Annotated in this window: 21 protein-coding genes; 10 read left to right on the forward strand and 11 right to left on the reverse strand. The window is 69.1% G+C overall.

What is annotated here, in order from left to right:
• Positions 1-51 precede the first annotated feature (51 nt).
• Both hemH and Q5Y72_RS14735 read right to left on the reverse strand, forming a co-directional pair.
• A complete protein-coding gene (gene hemH, locus Q5Y72_RS14730; protein WP_305964184.1) occupies positions 52-1,080 on the reverse strand; it encodes a ferrochelatase in 1,029 nt (342 codons plus the stop codon).
• Positions 1,077-1,916 carry a methyltransferase domain-containing protein gene (locus Q5Y72_RS14735; RefSeq protein WP_371930839.1) on the reverse strand — a complete coding sequence of 280 codons (840 nt, stop codon included), beginning with the start codon at positions 1,914-1,916 and terminating at the stop codon, positions 1,077-1,079. The genes hemH and Q5Y72_RS14735 overlap by 4 nt, the downstream gene beginning before the upstream one ends.
• Between Q5Y72_RS14735 and Q5Y72_RS14740 the strand changes: the two genes are divergently transcribed.
• The 4 genes from Q5Y72_RS14740 to Q5Y72_RS14755 are packed head-to-tail and all read left to right on the forward strand — an operon-like array spanning position 1,915 to position 4,324.
• Positions 1,915-2,685 (forward strand): ComF family protein, encoded by a 771-nt coding sequence (locus Q5Y72_RS14740; RefSeq protein ID WP_305964186.1) that lies wholly within the window; start codon positions 1,915-1,917, stop codon positions 2,683-2,685. The genes Q5Y72_RS14735 and Q5Y72_RS14740 overlap by 2 nt on opposite strands.
• A 31-nt stretch (positions 2,686-2,716) precedes the next feature.
• Positions 2,717-2,992, forward strand: coding sequence for a glutaredoxin 3 (gene grxC, locus Q5Y72_RS14745; RefSeq protein WP_305964187.1), 276 nt, complete (start codon positions 2,717-2,719; stop codon positions 2,990-2,992).
• A 14-nt stretch (positions 2,993-3,006) separates the two neighbouring features.
• Entirely contained in the window at positions 3,007-3,846 is an 840-nt protein-coding gene (locus Q5Y72_RS14750; protein WP_371930840.1) for a carbon-nitrogen hydrolase family protein, read from the forward strand.
• Positions 3,847-3,850: 4 nt separating this feature from the next.
• A complete protein-coding gene (locus Q5Y72_RS14755; protein WP_305964189.1) occupies positions 3,851-4,324 on the forward strand; it encodes a MarR family winged helix-turn-helix transcriptional regulator in 474 nt (157 codons plus the stop codon).
• Between the two features lies 1 nt (position 4,325).
• Here the strand turns inward: Q5Y72_RS14755 and ubiG are convergent, their stop codons facing one another.
• Positions 4,326-5,060 carry a bifunctional 2-polyprenyl-6-hydroxyphenol methylase/3-demethylubiquinol 3-O-methyltransferase UbiG gene (ubiG, locus tag Q5Y72_RS14760; RefSeq protein ID WP_305964190.1) on the reverse strand — a complete coding sequence of 245 codons (735 nt, stop codon included), beginning with the start codon at positions 5,058-5,060 and terminating at the stop codon, positions 4,326-4,328.
• A 48-nt stretch (positions 5,061-5,108) separates the two neighbouring features.
• Here ubiG and pip point away from each other — a divergent pair, with 48 nt between their 5' ends.
• Both pip and tspO read left to right on the forward strand, forming a co-directional pair.
• Positions 5,109-6,107, forward strand: coding sequence for a prolyl aminopeptidase (gene pip / locus Q5Y72_RS14765; RefSeq protein ID WP_305964191.1), 999 nt, complete (start codon positions 5,109-5,111; stop codon positions 6,105-6,107).
• The gene (tspO, locus tag Q5Y72_RS14770; RefSeq protein ID WP_305964192.1) at positions 6,104-6,565 is read left to right on the forward strand and encodes a tryptophan-rich sensory protein TspO; all 462 of its coding nucleotides are present in this window, start codon (positions 6,104-6,106) and stop codon (positions 6,563-6,565) included. Before pip ends, tspO begins: the two co-directional genes overlap by 4 nt.
• A 12-nt stretch (positions 6,566-6,577) precedes the next feature.
• Here the strand turns inward: tspO and Q5Y72_RS14775 are convergent, their stop codons facing one another.
• Positions 6,578-7,585 (reverse strand): hypothetical protein, encoded by a 1,008-nt coding sequence (locus Q5Y72_RS14775; protein ID WP_305964193.1) that lies wholly within the window; start codon positions 7,583-7,585, stop codon positions 6,578-6,580.
• Positions 7,586-7,787: 202 nt separating this feature from the next.
• Between Q5Y72_RS14775 and rimP the strand changes: the two genes are divergently transcribed.
• The 4 genes from rimP to infB are packed head-to-tail and all read left to right on the forward strand — an operon-like array spanning position 7,788 to position 13,273.
• Positions 7,788-8,429, forward strand: coding sequence for a ribosome maturation factor RimP (gene rimP / locus Q5Y72_RS14780; RefSeq protein ID WP_305964194.1), 642 nt, complete (start codon positions 7,788-7,790; stop codon positions 8,427-8,429).
• A gap of 3 nt (positions 8,430-8,432) precedes the next feature.
• Positions 8,433-10,061 carry a transcription termination factor NusA gene (nusA, locus tag Q5Y72_RS14785; RefSeq protein WP_305964195.1) on the forward strand — a complete coding sequence of 543 codons (1,629 nt, stop codon included), beginning with the start codon at positions 8,433-8,435 and terminating at the stop codon, positions 10,059-10,061.
• Between the two features lie 18 nt (positions 10,062-10,079).
• Entirely contained in the window at positions 10,080-10,700 is a 621-nt protein-coding gene (locus Q5Y72_RS14790; protein ID WP_305964196.1) for an RNA-binding protein, read from the forward strand.
• An 8-nt stretch (positions 10,701-10,708) separates the two neighbouring features.
• Complete coding sequence (infB, locus tag Q5Y72_RS14795; RefSeq protein ID WP_305964197.1) at positions 10,709-13,273, forward strand: translation initiation factor IF-2; 2,565 nt, start codon at positions 10,709-10,711, stop codon at positions 13,271-13,273.
• 84 nt (positions 13,274-13,357) lie between these two features.
• Here the strand turns inward: infB and Q5Y72_RS14800 are convergent, their stop codons facing one another.
• From Q5Y72_RS14800 to Q5Y72_RS14830, 7 genes are read right to left on the reverse strand one after another with little or no spacing between them, the layout of a single operon-like run.
• Positions 13,358-14,089 (reverse strand): SDR family oxidoreductase, encoded by a 732-nt coding sequence (locus Q5Y72_RS14800; RefSeq protein ID WP_305964198.1) that lies wholly within the window; start codon positions 14,087-14,089, stop codon positions 13,358-13,360.
• A gap of 31 nt (positions 14,090-14,120) precedes the next feature.
• Positions 14,121-14,852: an SDR family oxidoreductase gene (locus tag Q5Y72_RS14805; RefSeq protein WP_305964199.1), complete on the reverse strand. Its 732-nt coding sequence runs from the start codon at positions 14,850-14,852 to the stop codon at positions 14,121-14,123.
• Between the two features lie 30 nt (positions 14,853-14,882).
• Positions 14,883-15,647, reverse strand: coding sequence for an SDR family NAD(P)-dependent oxidoreductase (locus Q5Y72_RS14810; protein ID WP_305964200.1), 765 nt, complete (start codon positions 15,645-15,647; stop codon positions 14,883-14,885).
• The gene (locus Q5Y72_RS14815; protein WP_305964201.1) at positions 15,637-16,935 is read right to left on the reverse strand and encodes a D-tagatose-bisphosphate aldolase, class II, non-catalytic subunit; all 1,299 of its coding nucleotides are present in this window, start codon (positions 16,933-16,935) and stop codon (positions 15,637-15,639) included. Before Q5Y72_RS14815 ends, Q5Y72_RS14810 begins: the two co-directional genes overlap by 11 nt.
• Positions 16,932-17,912, reverse strand: a complete 981-nt coding sequence (locus tag Q5Y72_RS14820; RefSeq protein WP_305964202.1) for a tagatose kinase — start codon at positions 17,910-17,912, stop codon at positions 16,932-16,934. Before Q5Y72_RS14820 ends, Q5Y72_RS14815 begins: the two co-directional genes overlap by 4 nt.
• Before the next feature lie 39 nt (positions 17,913-17,951).
• A complete protein-coding gene (locus Q5Y72_RS14825) occupies positions 17,952-18,836 on the reverse strand; it encodes a sugar phosphate isomerase/epimerase family protein (protein ID WP_305964203.1) in 885 nt (294 codons plus the stop codon).
• On the reverse strand, positions 18,833-19,837 hold the full coding sequence (locus tag Q5Y72_RS14830) for a sugar-binding transcriptional regulator (RefSeq protein ID WP_305964204.1): 1,005 nt from the start codon (positions 19,835-19,837) through the stop codon (positions 18,833-18,835). The genes Q5Y72_RS14825 and Q5Y72_RS14830 overlap by 4 nt, the downstream gene beginning before the upstream one ends.
• Positions 19,838-20,009 lie beyond the last annotated feature (172 nt).

Consider the following 20,009-nt stretch of genomic DNA (forward strand, 5'->3'; position numbering starts at 1 on the left):
TGTCGCGCGCCGCGACCCGGACAGGCCGCGCGGGCCGGCCTTTTGGCGCCGCTAGATCCAGCCGCCCAGATTGTCGCGGATGACGTTCAGCATCACCTCGACATGGGCCGGATCGTCGTTGAGGCAGGGGATGTAGGTGAAGTCCCTGCCGCCCGCATGCTCGAAGCTTTCGCGGATCTCGCCGTTGATTTCCTCCAGCGTCTCGATGCAGTCCGAGGCGAAGGCGGGCGAGATCACGGCGATGTCGGTCTGGCCGGCCTGCGCCAGTTCGGCAACATGCTCGACCGTGTAGGGGCGCAGCCACTCCTCGCGGCCGAAGACTGACTGGAAGGTGGTGTCGATGATGCCGTCCGGCCAGCCAAGCGCCTCTTGCAGCAGGCGCGAGGTCTTCTGGCACTGACAGTGATACGGGTCGCCCTGCATCAGATAGCGTTTCGGCATGCCGTGATAGGACGCCACCAGCTTGCCCGGCACGCGGTCGCCCAGGGTCCGGCGCACGCTGCCGGCCAGCGCGGCGATATAGTCGGGCCGGTCGAAATAGGGGTCGCAGGTCCGCACCGAGGGCTGCCAGGTCTGTGCCATCAGCGCCCGGAACAGCTGGTCGTTGGCGGTGGCCGAGGTGGCGCCGGCATATTGCGGGTAAAGCGGCAGGAACAGGATCCGGCGGCAGCCGGCCTTGACCATGCGATCCAGCACCTCCTCGGTCGAGGGCTTGCCGTAGCGCATGCAGAACTCGACCATCACCGCCTCGCCCCATTCGGCATGGGCGCGGGCGCGCAGCGCCTCGGTCTGGTCCCGGGTGATCGTCATCAGCGGGCTTTCACCCTTCTCCTCGTTCCAGATCAGCCTGTAGTTCGCACCCGAGGTGAAGGGCCGCTTGGTCAGGATGATGGTCTGCAGCAGCGGCTGCCATTTCCAGCGCGGCAGGTCGATGACCCGGCGATCCGACAGGAACTCGTTCAGATAGCGGCGCATCGACCAGTAGTCATAACCCTCGGGCGTGCCGAGATTGGCGATCAGGATGCCGATCCTTGCGGCAGGGATCGCGGGATGGTCGGCGGGCGCGTGGGCTGGCTTCATGGGGTCTTCCTGATGTCGTTCAGCGCGTCGGCAAGGCGGGTCTGTGCCGAGCCGGGGCGCAGCGGTCTGGGTTGGGTGTCGGATGGCGCCCATCCGGTCAGAAAGACCAGATCGAAGGTGGCGGCAACACGGGACGGATCGTCGCGGTCGGCATGGTCCTGTTCCATGATCGCGGCGGCGCGGGCCAGCACCGCGCGGCGCGTCGGCCGGCGCAGGCGGGCGGCCATCGCATTGCCCTCGCCCATCGCGCGCAGGTCGCGGGCAAGGTGGAACAGGTCGCGATAGCTGGCGCGCTGGCTCACCAGATCGGCGACCGGCAGCGCCAGCCCGGCCCGGTGCAGCAGCGCGCCCAGGTCGCGGATATCGCCCATCGGCAGTACCCGCGGCGCCAGCCCGCCCGAGACCTCGGCCTCGGCGCGCGTCAGGGCGGCGCGCAGTTCGTGCAGGGTCTGGCCGCCCGCGCAGGCGCCGAGGAACAGCCCGTCCTCGACCAGGGCGCGGCGGCACTGGATCAGCTGGCCCACCGGGTCGTCGGCCCAGTGCAGCGCCATCGCATGGATCACCAGGTCGTGGGCTTCGGCGTCCAGCGCCAGGGTGGCCGCGTCGGGCACCACCCGCGCGCGGGGAAAGCGCGCCGCCCAGAAATCGGGAAAACCGGTGACGATGGCGGGCCGCATAAACGATCTGTTAATCTCGTTCAGCCTATCCTCGATCTCGTCGGCGGCGATCCGGTGCAGCACGTCGGCATGGCCTTGGCGAAGGGCCCGTTCGCGCTGGCGCAGCAACGCCGTGCGGTCGGTCATTCGGGGCTGCGGCACGGGTGAAGGGGTGATCATGGTGCAGGAACATAGGGTGCTTCGCGCGGCGATGAAAGGCGCGCTGCGCCTGCTGTATCCGCCGCAATGCCTTGGCTGCGGACAGCCGGTCACGGTGTCGGGCGACGGCGGGGTCGAGCTGTGCCCCGACTGCTGGCGCGACACGCAGTTCATCACCGGCAGCTGCTGTTCGCGCTGCGGGGCGCCGCAGCCCGATGACGGGACCGGCGGGCATGACGAATCGCTCATCTGCGACGACTGCATGTCGGTCGCGCGGCCCTGGCGGCACGGCCGGGCCGCGATGGTCTATGGCGGCACCGGCCGTCAGCTTGTGCTGGCGCTGAAGCATGGCGACCGGCCGGACCTCGCGCCGGCGCTGGCGGCCTGGCTGTCGCGGGCGGCGGCGCCGCTGATCCGGCCCGGCATGGTGGTGACGCCGGTGCCGCTGCATGTGCGTCGCCACCTGAAGCGGCGCTACAACCAGGCGGCACTGGTCTCGACCCATCTGGCGCGGGCGCGGCGGCTTGACCACCAGCCCGACCTTCTGATCCGCCACCGCTATACCGAGGGGCAGGACCATCGCAGCGTCAGCGACCGCTTCGCCAATCTCGAGGGGGCGATCTCGGTCAATCCCCGCCGCGCCCGCCATGTCGAGGGCCGCGCGGTGCTGCTGATCGACGACGTGATGACCTCGGGGGCGACGCTGGCGGCCGCGGCCGAGGCGCTGCTGGCGGCGGGTTCGGGACCGATTTCGGTCGCGGTGCTGGCGCGCGCCGTCAAGGATGCCTAGATCGGGGCAGAGACCACGCACAGGACCCGACATGACCGCGACCCCGACCATCGTCATCTACGCCACCCGCAGCTGCCCCTTCTGCATCCAGGCGAAATCCCTGCTGCGCGAGAAGGGCGTCGCCTTCGAGGAAATCGACGTGGGCGCCGAACCGCAGCGCCGGGCCGAGATGATGCAGCGCGCCAGGGGCCGCCGCACCGTGCCGCAGATCTTCGTGGGCGATGTCCATGTCGGCGGCTGCGACGACCTCTATGCGCTCGATCGCAGCGGCAGGCTGGACCCGCTGCTGGCCGGATCCGCCGGATGAGCGACGCGGCGGAACTGCGGGCGGGCCTCGTCCAGCTGACGGTCGGCGACGATCCGCTGGAGAACCTGACCCGCACCATCCCCCTGATCCGCGCGGCGGCCGCCGAGGGCGCCCGGCTGGTACTGACGCCCGAGGCCACCAACCTGCTGTCGCCCGACCGCGCCCGCCAACAGAAGGTGCTGCACCCCGAGGCGACCGACCCCACCCTGTCGGCGCTGCGCGCCGAGGCGCGCGCGGCGGGGATCTGGCTTCTGATCGGCTCGCTGGCGCTGAAATCGGGCGATGCGGATGACCGCTTCGTGAACCGCAGCGTCCTGATCGACCCCGCGGGCGGGATCGTGGCCCGATACGACAAGCTGCACATGTTCGACGTGCAGATCTCGGAGACCGAGACCTATCGCGAAAGCGCCGCCTATCGCCCCGGCAACCGGGCGGTGCTGGCCGGGATGGACGGGCTGCACCTGGGCATGACGATCTGCTACGACCTGCGCTTTCCGCATCTCTACCGCCGGCTGGCACAGGCGGGCGCGCGCATCCTGACGGTGCCCTCGGCCTTCAACCCGACCACCGGCGAGGCCCATTGGGAGGTGTTGCTGCGTGCCCGCGCCATCGAGACGGGCTGCTTCGTGCTGGCGCCCGCGCAATGCGGCACCCATCCCGCCCCCCACAGCCCCGACCGCCCGCCGCGCCGCAGCCACGGCCATTCGCTGGCCGTCGATCCCTGGGGCCGGGTCCTGGCCGATGGCGGCGTGACACCGGGTGTGACCATTGTTCGGCTTGACCTCGGGGCGGTGGACAGGGCACGGTCGCGCATTCCGTCCCTGACCCATGACCGGGCCTTCGAAGGTCCCTGAGCCCGTGAACAAGCCCGTGACCGACATCGACAAGCCGCAATCGAACGACCGCCTGGCCGCCAGCCTTTTCGCGGAAGTCCTGATCGCGGACCAGCTGTCGCGCAACCTGATCAGCAAGGCGCTGCCGCGCGGCATGCAGATCTCGCATTTTTCGGTGCTGAACCTGCTGGCGCATGTCAACGAGGAACGCACCCCCGCCCAGCTGGCCGAGGCGTTCCACGTCACCCGCGGGGCGATGACCAACACCCTGTCGCGGCTGGAATGGGCCGGCCACATCCATATTCGCCCCGACTGGGACGATGCGCGGCGCAAGTTCGTGTCGATCAGCCCGGCCGGCCGCGCCGCCCGCGACGCGGCGATCGCCGCCTTCATGCCGCTGATCGCCGATGTGGTGCGCGACATCGGCGCCGAACGGGTGCGCGGCGCCCTGCCTGTGCTGCGCGAGCTGCGGATCCGGCTGGAAGGCGGGCCGGCCTAGCTCAGTCCGGCCGGCGCACCGTCAGGATGTAGTTTACCGCGAGATCGCGGTCCGAGAGGTGCCAGTCGAAGCGCAGCGGATCGAAGACCATGCCGCGCCGGTCGACGACGGCCAGCCCGGCGCCCCCCGCCATCGCGGCCAGTTCGTCCGGGGTTATGAAGCGCCGCCAGTCATGCGTTCCGCGCGGCAGCCAGCGCAGCAGCCACTCCGCCCCGACGATCGCCGCGGCAAAGCTGCGGGCGGTGCGGTTGAGGGTCGAGACGATGACCAGCCCCCCCGGCCGCACCAGATCGCGGCAGGTCGCGACGAACCCGGCCGGGTCGGCGACATGCTCGACGATCTCAAGCGCCAGGACGACATCGAAGACCTCGCCCTGCGCGGCCAGCGCCTCGGCCGTGGTGGCGCGATAGTCGATCGTCAGGCCCATCTGGCGGGCATGTAGCCGCGCCACCTCGATATTGGCCTCGGCCGCATCGGCGCCGGTGACATCCGCGCCCAGCCGGCACATCGGCTCGGCGACCAGACCGCCGCCGCAGCCGATATCGAGGATGCGCAGCCCGGCGAAGGGGTTCGGCCCGCGCCGGTCTGCCCCGAGGTCGGCGGCGATCTGCGTGGCGACATAGTCCAGCCGCAGCGGGTTCATCAGGTGCAGCGGCCGGAACTTGCCGACCGGATCCCACCATTCCGCCGCCATGGCCTCGAATTTCGCGATTTCGGCCGGATCGATGCTGCTCATGCGATGGTCCTTCTGGCGGGCGCCCCGCCTTGGTCCTATACTGGCAGGATGGACAGAATGGCAGGGCAAATCTCCGCGACACATGGCCGCCTTCACACGGCGGCCGAGCCTTATGACCAGCGCATGCTGGATGTCGGCGACGGCCACAGCCTCTATGTCGAGCAGGGCGGCAGGCCCGATGGCCGCGCGGTGCTGGTGCTGCATGGCGGTCCGGGCGGCGGCTGCAGCCCGTTCATGCGCCGCTTCTTCGACCCCTCGCATTACCGCAGCGTGCTGTTCGACCAGCGCGGTTGCGGCCGCTCGCGCCCCACGGCCTCGGTCGAGGCCAACACCACCCAGCACCTGATCGCCGATATCGAGCGGATCCGCCACGAGCTGGGGATCGAGGACTGGCTGCTGTTCGGCGGCAGCTGGGGCGCGACTCTTGCGCTTGCCTATGCCGAGTCCCATCCCGCTCGGGTCAGCGGGCTGGTGCTGCGCGGCGTGTTCCTGGGCCGGCAGAGCGAGCTGGACTGGTTCTATGGCGGCGGCGCGGGGCGGTTCTTTCCCGACCTCTGGGCGCGGTTCCAGGAGCCGATCCCCGAGGCCGAGCGCCATGACATGATCGCGGCCTACCACAGCCGCCTGTTCTGCGGCGACACCGGCCGACAGGGCCGCTACGCGCTGCCCTGGCTGATGTGGGAAAACGCGCTGGCGGGGCTTCAGGCGGCGCCGGTCAGCCACGCGCCGGCCGATTACGCCCGCGCCTTCGCGCGGCTCGAGAACCATTACTTCCGGCATGGCTGCTTTCTCGAGGACAACCAGCTGCTGCGCGACCGGTACCGGATCGAGCATCTGCGCGCGGTGATCGTGCAGGGTCGCTATGACATGGTCTGCCCGCCCGCCACCGCGCACGAACTGGCGCAGGGCTGGCCGGGCTGCGACCTGCGCATCGTGCCCGCCTCGGGCCACGCCCTGTCCGAGCCGCGCATCTCGGCCGAGCTGGTCTCGGTCATGGACATGATCCGCGACGAGGACCGTCGCGAAACCGGCGAAGGAACCCCATGATCCTGACATTCCTGGCGTTTCTTGTGGCCAGCGGCGCGGCGGCCTCGACCGGCGCGATCTTCAAGCCGGGGCCGTGGTATGACGGCCTCAGGAAGCCCTGGTTCACCCCGCCCGACTGGGTCTTTCCGCTGGCCTGGACGACGATCTACCTGCTGTCCGCCTGGGCCGCGACGCGCATCGCGCAGCGCCCCGAGGCCGGGCCCGCGCTGGCCGTCTGGGCGGCGCAGATCGCGCTGAACACGCTGTGGACGCCGGTCTTCTTCGGCGCGCACCGGATGGCGGGCGGCATGGTGGTGATGGTGCTGTTGTGGTGTGCGGTGGTGGCGACCACGCTGGCCTTCTGGCGGCTGGACGCCGTGGCCGGGGCGATGCTGCTGCCCTATGTCGTCTGGGTGTGCATCGCGGCGGCGCTGAACTGGCGCGTCTGGCGCGACAACCCGGGCGCCGGGGCGCGCTGATCCGGCCGCCCGTCAGGTGGCGGCGCGGCGCGCGATCTCGGCCAGGTCCGCATCCAGCGCCGGTGCCTCGACCGACATGGCGTCCGCGATCTTCCGCAGGCCATGGCGCCAGTCCAGCCGCCGCAGGGCCATGCGGTGATTCTGGCGGGCCTGTTCGGGTGTCCAGGCGGCGACCGCCTCGGCGATGGCGGCCAGGTTGTGGCGCAGGTCCACGCGGTCGAATTCCAGCGTCGCGCCCGGCCAGAACAGGTTGCGATAGGTACTGTCGCGCCCGGGCTGGACCCCGGCGATCGAACAGCCCGCGGCCAGCGCATCGGTCCAGCGGGCGGTGATGTATTCCTTGGTCGGGTGGGTGTTCGGCTCGGCCGAAACGAGGTTGGTGTGGGCGGTCAGGAACTTGGCGGTCCCGTAGGAGGCCATGATCGCGCGCAGGTTCTGGGCCAGATCGGCGTGATAGGGCGGCCGCCCCGCAAAGCGCAGCCCGAACTCGGCCGCGGCGGCCGCGGTGCGGTCGTCGTCGTCCCAGTCCTGCGGCTGGCGCCCGAGACGCAGCAGGTCCACCGGCCGGTCGGCCCGGTCGGTGCCCTGCCCCAGCACGTCCGCGCCCCAGTTCAGCGCGGTCACCGGCCGCCCGGTCGCACGGCGGTAGTAGGCACGCTCTTCCTCGCGGATGATGAACAGATGGTCGATGCCCTGGAACTCGATCCCGCGGACATTCCGGTCCTCCCAGAACGAATCGATGATCCAGCCGACCACGAATCGGTAGTCGCCCCGGAACGCGCCGCTCTGCCGCAGCTTGGTGATGTCCGAGGGGCCGTAAAGCAGGGCCAGCAGGCCGGCATCCTCGCGGCCCCGGCCACGCGGGCGCATGCCCCACAGCTTGCGGACCTTGCCGGGATAGGCGGCCGGGTACTCCACCACGCGCCCGCCGAAGAGGCGCGCGGCCAGATGGCCAAGGCCCACAATCGGCGCCCAGCCGGCCGCGGTTCCGGGCGGGAGTGCAACGTCGATACGGGTCATGAAATCACTTCGCAGGGGTCGTCATGGGTCATGGCGAGGGGTCGGATCGTCCTGTCTGGCCGGCACCTGTCGACACATGCTTGCATTTCCCGCAGACGGCGTCTATATGCAAGCCAACAGCGGCGCAGGCTTCCACCCCCTGCCCACCGGACGCTTTCGCATGGGCCCGCTGCGGGCCCTTTTTCGTATCTGCAAGGATGTCATGTCCAACGACCTGATCGCCAAGACCGCCATCGACCGGCGCCTCGCCGAGATCATCGCCCCGGTGATCGAGGATCTGGGGTTCGAACTGGTGCGCGTCCGCCTGCAGGGCGGCAAGACGGCGACGCTTCAGATCATGGCCGACCGACCCGAGGGCGGCATCAACGTCGATGATTGCGGCGACATCTCGGTCGCGGTCAGCGCCACGCTGGATGTCGAGGACCCGATCGAGGACAACTACCATCTGGAGGTCAGCAGCCCCGGCATCGACCGCCCGCTGACCCGGATGAAGGATTTCGAGGCCTTCGAGGGCTACGAGGCCAAGCTGGAGACCAACCAGGCCATCGACGGGCGCAAGCGGTGGAAGGGCATCCTGGCAGGCGTCGAAGGCGACGAGGTGTTGCTGAACATCGAGGAGGGCGGCGCGGTGCAGACCATCGGGCTGAACTTCGACTGGCTCAGCGACGCCAAGCTGGTGCTGACCGACGAGCTGATCCGCGAGATGCTGCGCCAGAAGAAAGAGGCCGGGATCGAGATCGACCACCTGGACGAGGACGCCTTCGACGCGATCGAGGCCGAAGCCGACTCCGATGGTGAGACAGAAGACAACGAGGGCGCCGAGGGCGCCGATACGAAGGAGTAAGTGATGGCGATCACCTCTGCCAACCAGCTGGAGCTGCTGCAGACCGCCGAGGCGGTGGCACGCGAGAAGATGATCGAGCCCGAGCTGGTCATCGAGGCGATGGAGGACAGCCTCGCACGAGCCGCCAAGTCCCGCTATGGCGCCGAGATGGACATCCGCGTGAAGATCGACCGCCGCACCGGCAACGCGACCTTCACCCGCGTCCGCACCGTGGTCGAGGATGACGCCGTCGAGAATTACCAGGCCGAACTGACCGTCGCGCAGGCTCGCCCCTATCTGGACGATCCCAAGGTCGGCGACGAGATCGTGGACGAGGTGCCGCCGGTCGAACTGGGCCGGATCGCCGCGCAATCGGCCAAGCAGGTGATCCTGCAGCGCGTCCGCGAGGCCGAGCGCGACCGCCAGTACGAGGAATTCAAGGACCGGGCCGGCACGATCATCAACGGCGTCGTCAAGCGCGAGGAATACGGCAACATCATCGTCGATGTCGGCCGCGGCGAGGCGATCCTGCGCCGCAACGAGAAGATCGGCCGCGAAAGCTATCGCCCGAACGACCGCATCCGCGCCTATGTCAAGGATGTCCGCCGCGAGACCCGCGGCCCGCAGATCTTCCTGTCGCGCACCGACCCGCAATTCATGGCCGAGCTGTTCAAGATGGAGGTGCCCGAGATCTATGACGGCATCATCGAGATCAAGGCCGTCGCCCGCGATCCGGGTTCGCGCGCCAAGATCGCCGTCATCAGCTATGACAACTCGATCGACCCCGTGGGCGCCTGCGTCGGCATGCGCGGCAGCCGCGTGCAGGCCGTCGTCGGCGAGTTGCAGGGCGAGAAGATCGACATCATTCCCTGGAACGAGGATCAGGCGACCTTCCTGGTGAACGCCCTGCAACCTGCCGAGGTCAGCAAGGTCGTCATCGACGAGGAAGCCGGCAAGATCGAGGTGGTGGTCCCCGACGAGCAGCTGTCCCTGGCCATCGGCCGGCGCGGCCAGAACGTGCGGCTGGCCAGCCAGCTGACCGGCCTCGACATCGACATCCTCACCGAGGAAGAGGAATCCAAGCGCCGTCAGGCCGAGTTCAACACCCGCACCCAGCTGTTCATGGAGGCGCTGGATCTCGACGAGTTCTTCGCGCAGTTGCTGGTCGCCGAAGGCTTCACCGATCTGGAGGAGGTGGCCTATGTCGATCAGGACGAGCTGCTGTCCATCGACGGCGTGGACGAGGGCACCGCGCAGGAGCTGCAGGCCCGCGCCCGCGACGTGCTGGAAGCCCGCGCCAAGGCGGCGCTGGATAGTGCCCGCGCGCTTGGGGCCGAGGACAGCCTCATTGAATTCGAGGGGCTGACACCCCAGATGGTTGAGGCGCTGGCCAAGGACGGCATCAAGACCCTGGAAGACTTCGCGACCTGCGCCGACTGGGAACTGGCCGGCGGCTGGACGACCTCGAACGGGCAGCGCGTCAAGGACGACGGCTTGCTGGAGCCTTTCGAGGTCAGCCTCGAGGAGGCCCAGACGATGGTGATGACCGCGCGCGTCATGCTGGGCTGGGTCGATCCCACCGAACTTGACGCCGCCCCCGAGGACACGGACGGCGAGACCGGTGACGAGCCCAGCGAGGAGGCCGGGGCGTGATGCCCCGGATCGGTGCGCATGGGTCGCGGGGGCCAGCTGAAGGATCGTGACGAACCGGAACGGCGCTGCATCGTCACCGGCGAGGTGCAGCCCAAGCGGGGGCTGATCCGCTTTGTGGTCGGGCCGGACGGCCAGATCGCGCCCGACCTTGCCGACAAGCTGCCCGGTCGCGGCATCTGGGTGGCGGCGGACCGCGCGGCTCTGGACAAGGCGGCCGCCAGGGGATTGTTCGCGCGCGCGGCCAGGGCCCCGGTCCGCGTGCCCGAGGGCCTGACCGATCTGGTCGAGGCAGGGATCGCGAAACGGCTGGTCGAACTGGTCTCGCTGACCCGCAAGTCGGGCCGCGCCGTGGCCGGGTTCGAGAAGGTCAAGGGCTGGCTCGCGGAGGGGCGCGCAAAGGTGCTGCTGCAGGCCAGCGACGGATCGGAACGCGGCAAGGGCAAGCTGTGGACGCCCACCGGCGGACGCTGGTTCGGCTGCCTGACCGCGTCAGAATTGGGTTTGTCCTTCGGGCGCGATCATGTCATACACGGCGCGCTTGCGGCGGGTGGCCTGACGGACAAGGTGATCTTGGAAGCCGGCAGACTGACGGGTCTGCGCGGGCATGACGACGGCAATGCGGCCGTCGGGAAGGAATGAAGACGCAGATGAGCGACAAAGACGGAAAATCGACCCTTGGCCTTGGCGGTGGCACCGGCGGCCGTCCGGGTCAGGTTAAGCAAAGCTTCAGCCACGGCCGCACCAAGAATGTGGTCGTCGAGACCAAGCGCAAGCGCGTCGTGGTGCCCAAGACCGGCGCCGCGCAGACCGGCGTGGTCGACAAGGCCAAGTCGCCGCTGGTGTCGAAACATGCCAGCGATCCGTCCAAGCGCCCGGCCGGGATCTCGGAAGCCGAGATGGAGCGCCGCCTGAAGGCCCTTGCCGCCGCCAAGGCGCGCGAGGCCGATGACGCGGCACAGCGTCTGGCCGAGGAAAAGGCCCGCGAGGAGGAACGCGAGCGTCGCCGCGCCGAGATCGAGGCCAAGGCCCGCGAAGAACAGGAACGCGAAGAGGCCCAGAAGGCCAAGGCGCTGGCCGAGGGGCAGGCCGTGCAGGACGCCGCCGACGAGGCCCGCCGCAAGGCCGAGCCGCGGCAGGAGCGTCCCAAGCCGGGCGCCGCCGCGACCGCCAGGCCCGCCGCGCCCGATCAGGCCGCGATCGAGGCCGCGGCCTCGCGCGCCGAGACCAAGGGCGTCAGCACCGGCGTGGCGCGCAAGCCGGAACGCACCGAACGCGCCGATCGCGACAAGACCGCCAAGACCAAGACGGACGACAACCGCCGCGGCGGCAAGCTGTCGCTGAACCAGGCGCTCAACGGCGAGGGCGGCCGCCAGCGCAGCATGGCCGCCATGAAGCGCAAGCAGGAACGCACCCGCCAGAAGGCGATGGGCCAGTCGGTCCGTCCCGAAAAGCAGGTGCGCGAGGTTCGCCTGCCGGAAACCATCGTGGTGCAGGAACTCGCCAACCGGATGGCCGAACGCGCCGCCGACGTGGTCAAGTCGCTGATGAAGATGGGCATGATGGTCACCATCAACCAGCCCATCGACGCCGACACGGCCGAACTGGTGATCGAGGAATTCGGCCACAAGGTGCTGCGCGTCAGCGACAGCGATGTCGAGCAGGTGATCGTGTCGGTCGATGACAAGGACGAGGATCTGCATCCCCGCCCGCCGATCATCACTATCATGGGTCATGTCGACCACGGCAAGACCTCGCTGCTGGACGCCATCCGCCACGCCAATGTCGTGTCGGGCGAGGCGGGCGGCATCACCCAGCATATCGGCGCCTACCAGGTGACGACCGAGTCGGGGGCGGTGCTGACCTTCCTCGACACGCCCGGCCACGCGGCCTTCACCTCGATGCGGGCGCGCGGCGCCCAGGTCACCGACATCGTCGTGCTGGTGGTCGCCGCCGACGACGCGGTGATGCCGCAGACCATCGAGGCCATCAACCACGCCAAGGCCGCCAAGGTGCCCATGATCGTGGCGATCAACAAGGTCGACAAGCCCGACGCCGATCCCGACAGGGTGCGCACCTCGCTGCTGCACCAGGAGGTCGTGGTCGAGAAGATGTCGGGCGACGTGCAGGATGTCGAGGTCTCGGCCAAGACCGGACAGGGGCTTGACGACCTGCTGGAGGCGATCGCCCTTCAGGCCGAGATCCTGGAACTGAAGGCCAACCCGGAACGCGCCGCACAGGGCGCCGTGATCGAGGCCCAGCTGGATGTCGGCCGAGGCCCGGTCGCGACCGTGCTGGTCCAGAACGGCACGCTGAAGCGCGGCGACATCTTCGTGGTCGGCGAACAATGGGGCAAGGTCCGCGCGCTGATCGACGACAAGGGCAACCGCGTCGACGAAGCCGGCCCGTCGGTCCCGGTCGAGGTCCTGGGCCTGAACGGCACACCCGAGGCCGGCGACGTGCTGAACGTGGTCGAGACCGAGGCGCAGGCCCGCGAGATCGCCGACTACCGCGAGCAGGCCTCGAAGGACAAGCGCGCGGCCGCCGGTGCGGCGACCACGCTGGAACAGCTGATGGCCAAGGCCAAGGCGGATGAAAGCGTCGCGGAACTGCCGGTGGTCGTCAAGGCCGACGTGCAGGGCTCGGCCGAGGCGATCGTGCAGGCGCTGGAAAAGGTCGGCAACGACGAGGTGCGCGTGCGCGTGCTGCATTACGGCGTCGGCGCGATCACCGAGTCCGACATCGGGCTGGCCGAGGCCAGCAATGCCCCGGTGATCGGCTTCAACGTCCGCGCCAACGCGCCGGCCCGCAACAGCGCCAACCAGAAGGGCGTCGAGATCCGCTACTACTCGGTGATCTACGACCTGGTGGACGACATCAAGGCCGCCGCCTCGGGCCTGCTGTCTGCCGAAGTCCGCGAGAACTTCATCGGCTATGCCGAGATCCGCGAAGTCTTCAAGGTCACCGGCGTCGGCAAGGTCGCGGGCTGCCTGGTCACCGAGGGGATCGCCCGGCGGTCGGCCGGCGTCCGCCTGCTGCGCGACAACGTGGTGATCCACGAAGGCACGCTGAAGACGCTGAAGCGCTTCAAGGACGAGGTCAAGGAAGTGCAGTCCGGCCAGGAATGCGGCATGGCCTTCGAGAATTACGACGACATCCGCCCCGGCGACGTCATCGAGATCTTCGAGCGCGAGGAAGTCGAGCGCACGCTGTAGGCCGCGCGCCCGGGACAAGACCGGCAGGGCCGTCCGCGATCGCCTCGCGGGCGGCCTTCGCATGTCACGGGGCGGCGGCGCGGTTCAGCGGATCGTGTAGCCGCCATCCGCGACCAGCGTGGCGCCATTGATGATGCCCGCATCGGCCGAGGCCAGATACAGCGCCGCTGCCGCGATCTCGCGCGGTTGGGCAAAGCGGCCCACCGGGATCTCGCGCCGGGCCTGTTCGCCCTTTTCGCCCGACCAGCCGACCAGCGCCATCGGCGTCTCGACCACGGTCGGCGCGATCGCGTTGGCGGTGATGCCGTGCCGCGCCCATTCCACCGCCATCACCTGCGTCAGGTTGATCAGCCCGGCCTTGCTGGCCCCGTAGGCCGCATGTTCGGCGATCGCCACGATCCCGGCCTGCGAGGCCAGGTTGATGATCCGCCCCCGCCCCGAGCGTTTCAGCCAAGGCAGCGCGGCTGCCGCCGCCAGCCAGGGTGCCCGCAGGTTGATCTGCAGGGTGCGGTCCCAGGCCTCGACATCGACCGCCTCCAGCGGGAAGACGATCCCGAGGCCGGCATTGTTGACAAGAATGTCCAGGCCCATCGTCCGGCCGACCTCGTCGATGCAGGCCGCGATCTGCGCCGGGTCGCCCAGATCGACGGTGAAGGCCCGGTGATCCGCGCCCAGCCGGCAGGCCAGGTCCTGCGGGTCCTGCCGGTCGACAAGCGCAAGCCGTGCGCCGGCCGCGGCAAAACCCTCGGCCAGGGCGGTGCCGATGCCGCCCGCGGCCCCGGTGATCAGGGCGGTCAGCCCGCTGAGATCGGTCATCCACTCCTCCTCTGCCGCGCGTCGGCCTGCGTCAGATGTCGAAATTCGAGGGCAGCACGATCATGTCGCGGATCGTCACATTGCGCGGGCGCGACAGCATGAACAGGATGGCCTCGGCGACCTCGGACGGCTCGATCAGCGCGCCGTTTTCCTTGGCCTTGCGCAAATTCTCCTCGGGCCAGTCGGCCAGCAGGGCCGAGATCACCGGGCCCGGCGACACCTGTCCCACCCGGATGCCATGCCGCATCAGCTGGCGCCGCATGGTCTGGACAAAGCAGGTGATCGCCCATTTCGACCCGGAATAGACCGGTTCCCACGGGATCGCGGAATGGCCCGCCACCGAGCAGGTCACGACGATGTCGCCGCTGCCCCGCCGGGTCATGTGGGGGATGACCGCGTGAACGTTCTTCATGACCGCATTGACGTTCAGGTTCAGCATCCGGTCGATCGCGGCGGGGTCGGCCACCTCGGACAGGTCGCCGCCGATATAGCTGCCGGCGTTGCAGTGCAGGATGTCGATATGCCCGGTCCGGGCCAGGATCTGCGGCACCATCTCGTTGCAGCTGGCCGGGTCCAGCAGATCGGTGACCTGCGCGAGGCAGTTCGCCCCGTGGCGCGCGACCAGATCGCGCAGCGCCGCCGCGTCGCGATCCACCAGGACCACGCGCGCACCCTGGGCCAGCAGCGCCTCGGCCGTGGCGAGGCCGATGCCCGACGCGCCCCCGGTGATCGCCGCCACCTTGCCTTCGAATGTCGTGCTCATCTGCATCTGTCCTTTCGCATCGTCCTGCGATCAATGGGTGGTATAGCCGCCATCGGCCTTCAGCACCGCGCCGGTGACATAGGAGGCCGCGTCCGACGCCAGGAACAGCGCGCATGTGGCCATCTCGTCGGGCGTGGCAAAGCGGCCCATGGGCGTGTTCTCGGTCCAGACGCGGTTCCACTCGGCATTCGCGATGCCCCCCGCCGTCATGTCCGAGACGACATAGCCCGGCGCCAGCGCGTTCACGCGGATGCCCCGCGCGGCATATTCGAAGGCCATCGTCACCGTCATCTGGTGGATCGCGGCCTTCGAGGCGTTGTAGGCCACCTGCAATTGCGGCTTGTTGGCGACATGGCCCGAGATCGAGCCGATATTGACCACCGACCCGCCGCCCTGATCCAGCATCGCCCGGACCGCCGCGCGGGCGATGCGGAAGGGCGCGATCAGGTTCGTTTCGGTGATATGGGCCAGCTGCGCGTCGTCGAATTCGTGGAAATCCCCGTTCGCGGCGACGCCCGCATTGTTGACCAGCACGTCCAGCCGGCCGAAACGATCCAGCGTCGCGCGCACCAGCGCGTCCGGTACGGCGGGATCGGTGACATCCCCGGCCACCCAGGCAAAGCGGTCGGGCGCGCTGGCGAGAAGCTCGCGCATCCCGTCGGTCTCGGCGCGGCCGGTCAGCATCACACGCGCGCCGGCCACGCCGAACAGCGTCGCGATGGCAAGGCCGATGCCGCGATTGCCACCGGTGACAAGCGCGACCTTTCCATCCAGGCGAAAGCGGTCAAGCGACATGATGGATCATCCTCTCATCCTTGGGGGTGCAGGCGGCGTCATAGCCGGCAAGGCAGGCGGTGACGCGCCGGATCAGCAGGGCCTGCGGGTCCAGCGGGGCAGCGGCCAGGTCGGCGGCGTCGGGCAGGAACTGGCGCCACAGCGGCAGCGGCACCTGCCGTCCGCGAAGACCCGCGACCAGCGCGGCGACGGCCGCCTCGATCGCGGGCTGCACCCAGTAATAGCGCACCCGGTCCGACAGCGAATAGTGGCGCAGCAGTCGTTGCTGCGCCGGATCGCCGCCGTAATGGCGCTGCCAGTGATCGGGCGATGCCAGCATCTGCGCCTCAACCGCATCGCGCAGCCGGCGAGAGCCGTAATCGGGCAGAAGCTCGGCCGCGATCAGGTCCAACGCATACAGCGTCTCGCGCAGGACGAATGTCAGCTCGGGGCCGACCTTCAGGATCGCGAAGCCGTCGCGCACCAGCGCAGCCAGCGCGGCCACGCCCTGATAATCGGTCGAATGCGCCTCGAACACCAGTTGCGGAGCGTCGCGCAGGACCGCGGCAAGCGGCTGCGCGGTGGCGCTGTCATAGGCGATGACGTTGTGGTTGCCGAATTCGACCCCCGGCTGCACGACGACCGCCAGGACGCGGCCAAAGGCGTCATCAAGCCCGGCCGCCGAAAACACCTCGCGGTGGATGGCGATAGTCCGGCGCGCAGCCTCGGGCGAGGTCGGAACGATGCCGTCGAGGACGTGATCGGCGCCGCCCGGCGGCGGCACCTCGGTTCCGATGACGAAGCGCGGCATCGCAGCGCCGGCCGCCTGCGCCGCATCATCGGCCACCTGCGCCAGGCGCGCGGCGCGGCGCGCGGTCGTCAGGTCGTCCAGCGCGGCGGGCTCGCCCGCGCAGCCCATGGACGCATCGAGGTGGATCTTGCCGAAGCCCGCGCCGGCATAGGCCGCGACCATGCGTCCGGCCTCGGCCATGGCGGCTTCGGCCGGCAGGTGTCGCCACGGGTTCGGGCCCAGATGATCGCCGCCCAGCAGCACCAGCCCGGCGGGACAGCCCTCTTCCGCGGCGATGCGGTGGACCAGCGCCGCGAAATCGGCAGGCGTCATGCCGGTATAGCCACCCCGATGGTTCACCTGGTTGCAGGTCGCCTCGATCAGCACCGGCTTGCCGCGGTCGCGCGCGTGCCGCAGCGCAGCGCGCAACACCAGAGGATGGGCCGAACAGACCGAGGTGATGCCCTGCGGGCTGCCGTCGCGGTGCAGCGCGGCCAGATGATCCAGCACCGCGGTCATGGCGCGCGCCGGGGCGTGGCGGCGATGAAGCGGTCCAGATCGGCGCGGGTCCCCGCCCCCTCCATCGGCCCGCGCATGGTCACGTTGCGCGCCCCGGCGGCATTGGCATAGGTCAGCGCGTCCTCGACACTCAGGCCGAGACGCCGGCAGGTGACATAGGCGCCCCCGAAACAGTCGCCGGCGCCGGTCGGATCGATCTCGTCCACCGCGAAGGCCTCGGCATGGACGGGCGGCAGGTCCGGCCGATGGACCGTCGCGCCCGCGCGGCCCTGCTTGAGGGCGACCTCGCGCACCCCCATCGCGAACAGCCTCGCCAGCGCGGCGTCGCGGCCCTCCACGCCCGACGCGCGCTGCAATTCGTCCCCCGAGGGCAACAGAAGGTCGGTCATCGCGACGATTTCGGCAAACCGTCGTTCGGTGTCGGCGCCGTAAGCCAGTTCCTTGCGCAGGTTCGGGTCCAGCGACAGCGTGCCCCCGCGCGCCTTCACGAGGCGCGCGGCGGCCTCGATCACCTCGGCGGCGCCAGCCATCACCAGCGCCGAGCCCATGACGTGCAGATGCCCGGCCCGCGCCGCCAGCGCCTCGACCGCATCGGTCCAGCCAAAGCGCGCGGCGGCCGAACGGGTGATGTTGTAGACGAAATCGCGGTCGCCATCGGGGCGATAGCGCACGAAGGCGGTGCCGGTCGGATGGTCGGGATCGACGGCGACGGCCGAGATGTCGACCCCGTCCGCGGCCAGCCGGTCGAGGGTGACCCTGCCGAAATCGTCGCGCCCGACCGCGCCGATCATCGCCGCGCTGCCGCCCACCCGGGCGCATTGGTCGATGAAGATCGCCGGGGCGCCGCTTGGGTAGGGGCCGATCATTTCGACCGGCGCCGAGAACCCCTCGCCGACCGAGGTCGCCATGATCTCGACCAGGATCTCGCCCGCGCAGATGGTCGGTCCGAGGGCGTCGGGGGCAAGGATGTTGGACATCGGCCCTGTCCTTTCGGGTGGCGATTGCGTCACGGCGGATCAGGCGCTGGCAAGGGTCAGCTTCTGGCGCTGCGCCTCGTCCCATTTCATCTCGATGAAGCGCCTGGCATGGGCGGCCAGAGGATCGTTGTCGGTCCAGGTGTCGCGCCAGATGCCGCAGGCAAGCGACAGGCCCTCGTCCACGATCGCGCGCGAGAAGCTTTCGAACACGATGTCGCGGTCATAGCCGATCTCGACCAGCGCGCGGAAGATCGCATCGAAATCGATCGTGCCGGTGCCAAGGAAGCCGCGGTAATTCTCGCCGACATGGAAATAGGTGACCCGGTCGCCGTCAAGCCGGATGGCCGCGGCGGGGTCGGGTTCCTCGATATTCATGTGGAAGCTGTCAAGATGCAGGAACACGTCGTCGCGCCCGGTATCGCGCAGGAATTTCAGCCCCTGCGCGGTGGTATTGATGAGGTTCGATTCAAAGCGGTTCACCACCTCGAGGACGATCTGCACAGCGCAGTCGCGCGCCAGTTCGGCCGTTTTCGCGATCGCCTCGACGCTGTTCTTCCAGCCGTCGTCGGTCGGCATCCGGTCGTATTTGCCGTGCCGCGAATACAGGATGCCACCCAGCCGGATGCCGCCGATGTCGCGCACCGCGCGCACCGCATCGGCCAGCAGAGCCGTGCCGCGGGCGACGGCATCGCGATCGGTCGAGGACACATCCGCATCCGCCGGCAGGCCCATCGTCACCACGATCTCGATGTCGTGGTCGCGGGCGATCCGTGCCAGCCGGTCCAGGTCGAACCTCTCGGGTCGCAGATAGGCGAATTCGATCATCCGGTAACCATGCCGGGCCGAGCTTTCCAGCGCCCGTTCAAGCCCCTCCTGGCTCTGCCCGTCGGTCCAGACGAAGGAATGGATGCCAAGTCGTCTCATGTCATGCCTCCCGGCGATGCGGAGGGCGCGGGGTCGGCGGCGCCGTCCTGAAGGATCAGTTCCGCGGTCACGTCATCGGTGACCAGCGTATCGACCAGCCCGCGACGCGAGGCCGCGCGGATGATGCGGACCTTGTGCGGCCCGGCAGCCGCAAGGATCTTTTCGGGCACGGCCATCAATGTCTCGATCTCGACACCGATGGTGCGGCCCGACAGAGGGTGATCGACCGCGTTGCCGTCGCGGTCGAGGAACCGGCCCAGCACGTCGCCGATGGCGCCCGCCGCGATCAGCTCGTCGGCGGAGCCTTCGTGCGGCATGCCGTTTGCCACCAGGAAGGACCGGCCCGACACGTCGCTGGCCGTCAGGATCGCCGCGTCCAGCCTGCGGAACCTGTCGAAGTGCTGCAGGAAATTGTCCTGCGCCAGAAAGCGGGCGCGATCCACGCCCTCGGACAGGAAGATCGGCGCGGCCAGCAGCGCATAGCTGGCCCCCAGCGCGCCCGCGAAGCCCGAGGCGATGCTGAACGAGTTGAACGAGGCGCCCTTCATGGTGCCGCCCATCATCGAGACGATCTCGAGATCGGGCCAGGATTGCGGAGGCAGCCTGCGGACCGCCTGATCCAGCGTCATGCCCCAGGACACGCCGATCGAGGACCAGCGGCGGTTGCGCAGGCTTTCGGTCAGGAAGATCGCCAGCGCCGCGCCGACCGGGCCGTGATAGTCATGCGGATCGCGCCGGGCCGGCGCGATGATGACGCGGCGCAGGCCCAGTTCGCGGCGCAGCGCCTCTTGCAGCTCGAACCGGGCGGCGAAGGGAGAATCGATCTCGACCCGCACGATGCCCAGCGATTTCGCGCGCTGGATCGCCTGGTTCACGCGCAGCCGCGTGGCGTCCATCTGGCTGGCGATCTCGGCCTGGGTCATGCCGTTGACGTAGTAGTGCCAGCACACCTCGACCGCAAAGGCGTCGCTGTCGTCCTGCGTGTCGCGCGCCTGCGGCAATGCCGTCCCTCCCCATCCGGTCGCCAGTCGATTCGTCCAGACAGTGGCATACGATACAAATGAATGGCAAGACATACATCTGAAAAATAACACTTGCATCACGGACGATACATTTGCATAGTGCCGTCGGGGAAAGCGCATGGGCGGACAGCCCGGCGTGGTGCGGACACGC

This window comes from Paracoccus spongiarum (genome assembly GCF_030732095.1).
Taxonomy (GTDB): domain Bacteria; phylum Pseudomonadota; class Alphaproteobacteria; order Rhodobacterales; family Rhodobacteraceae; genus Paracoccus; species Paracoccus spongiarum.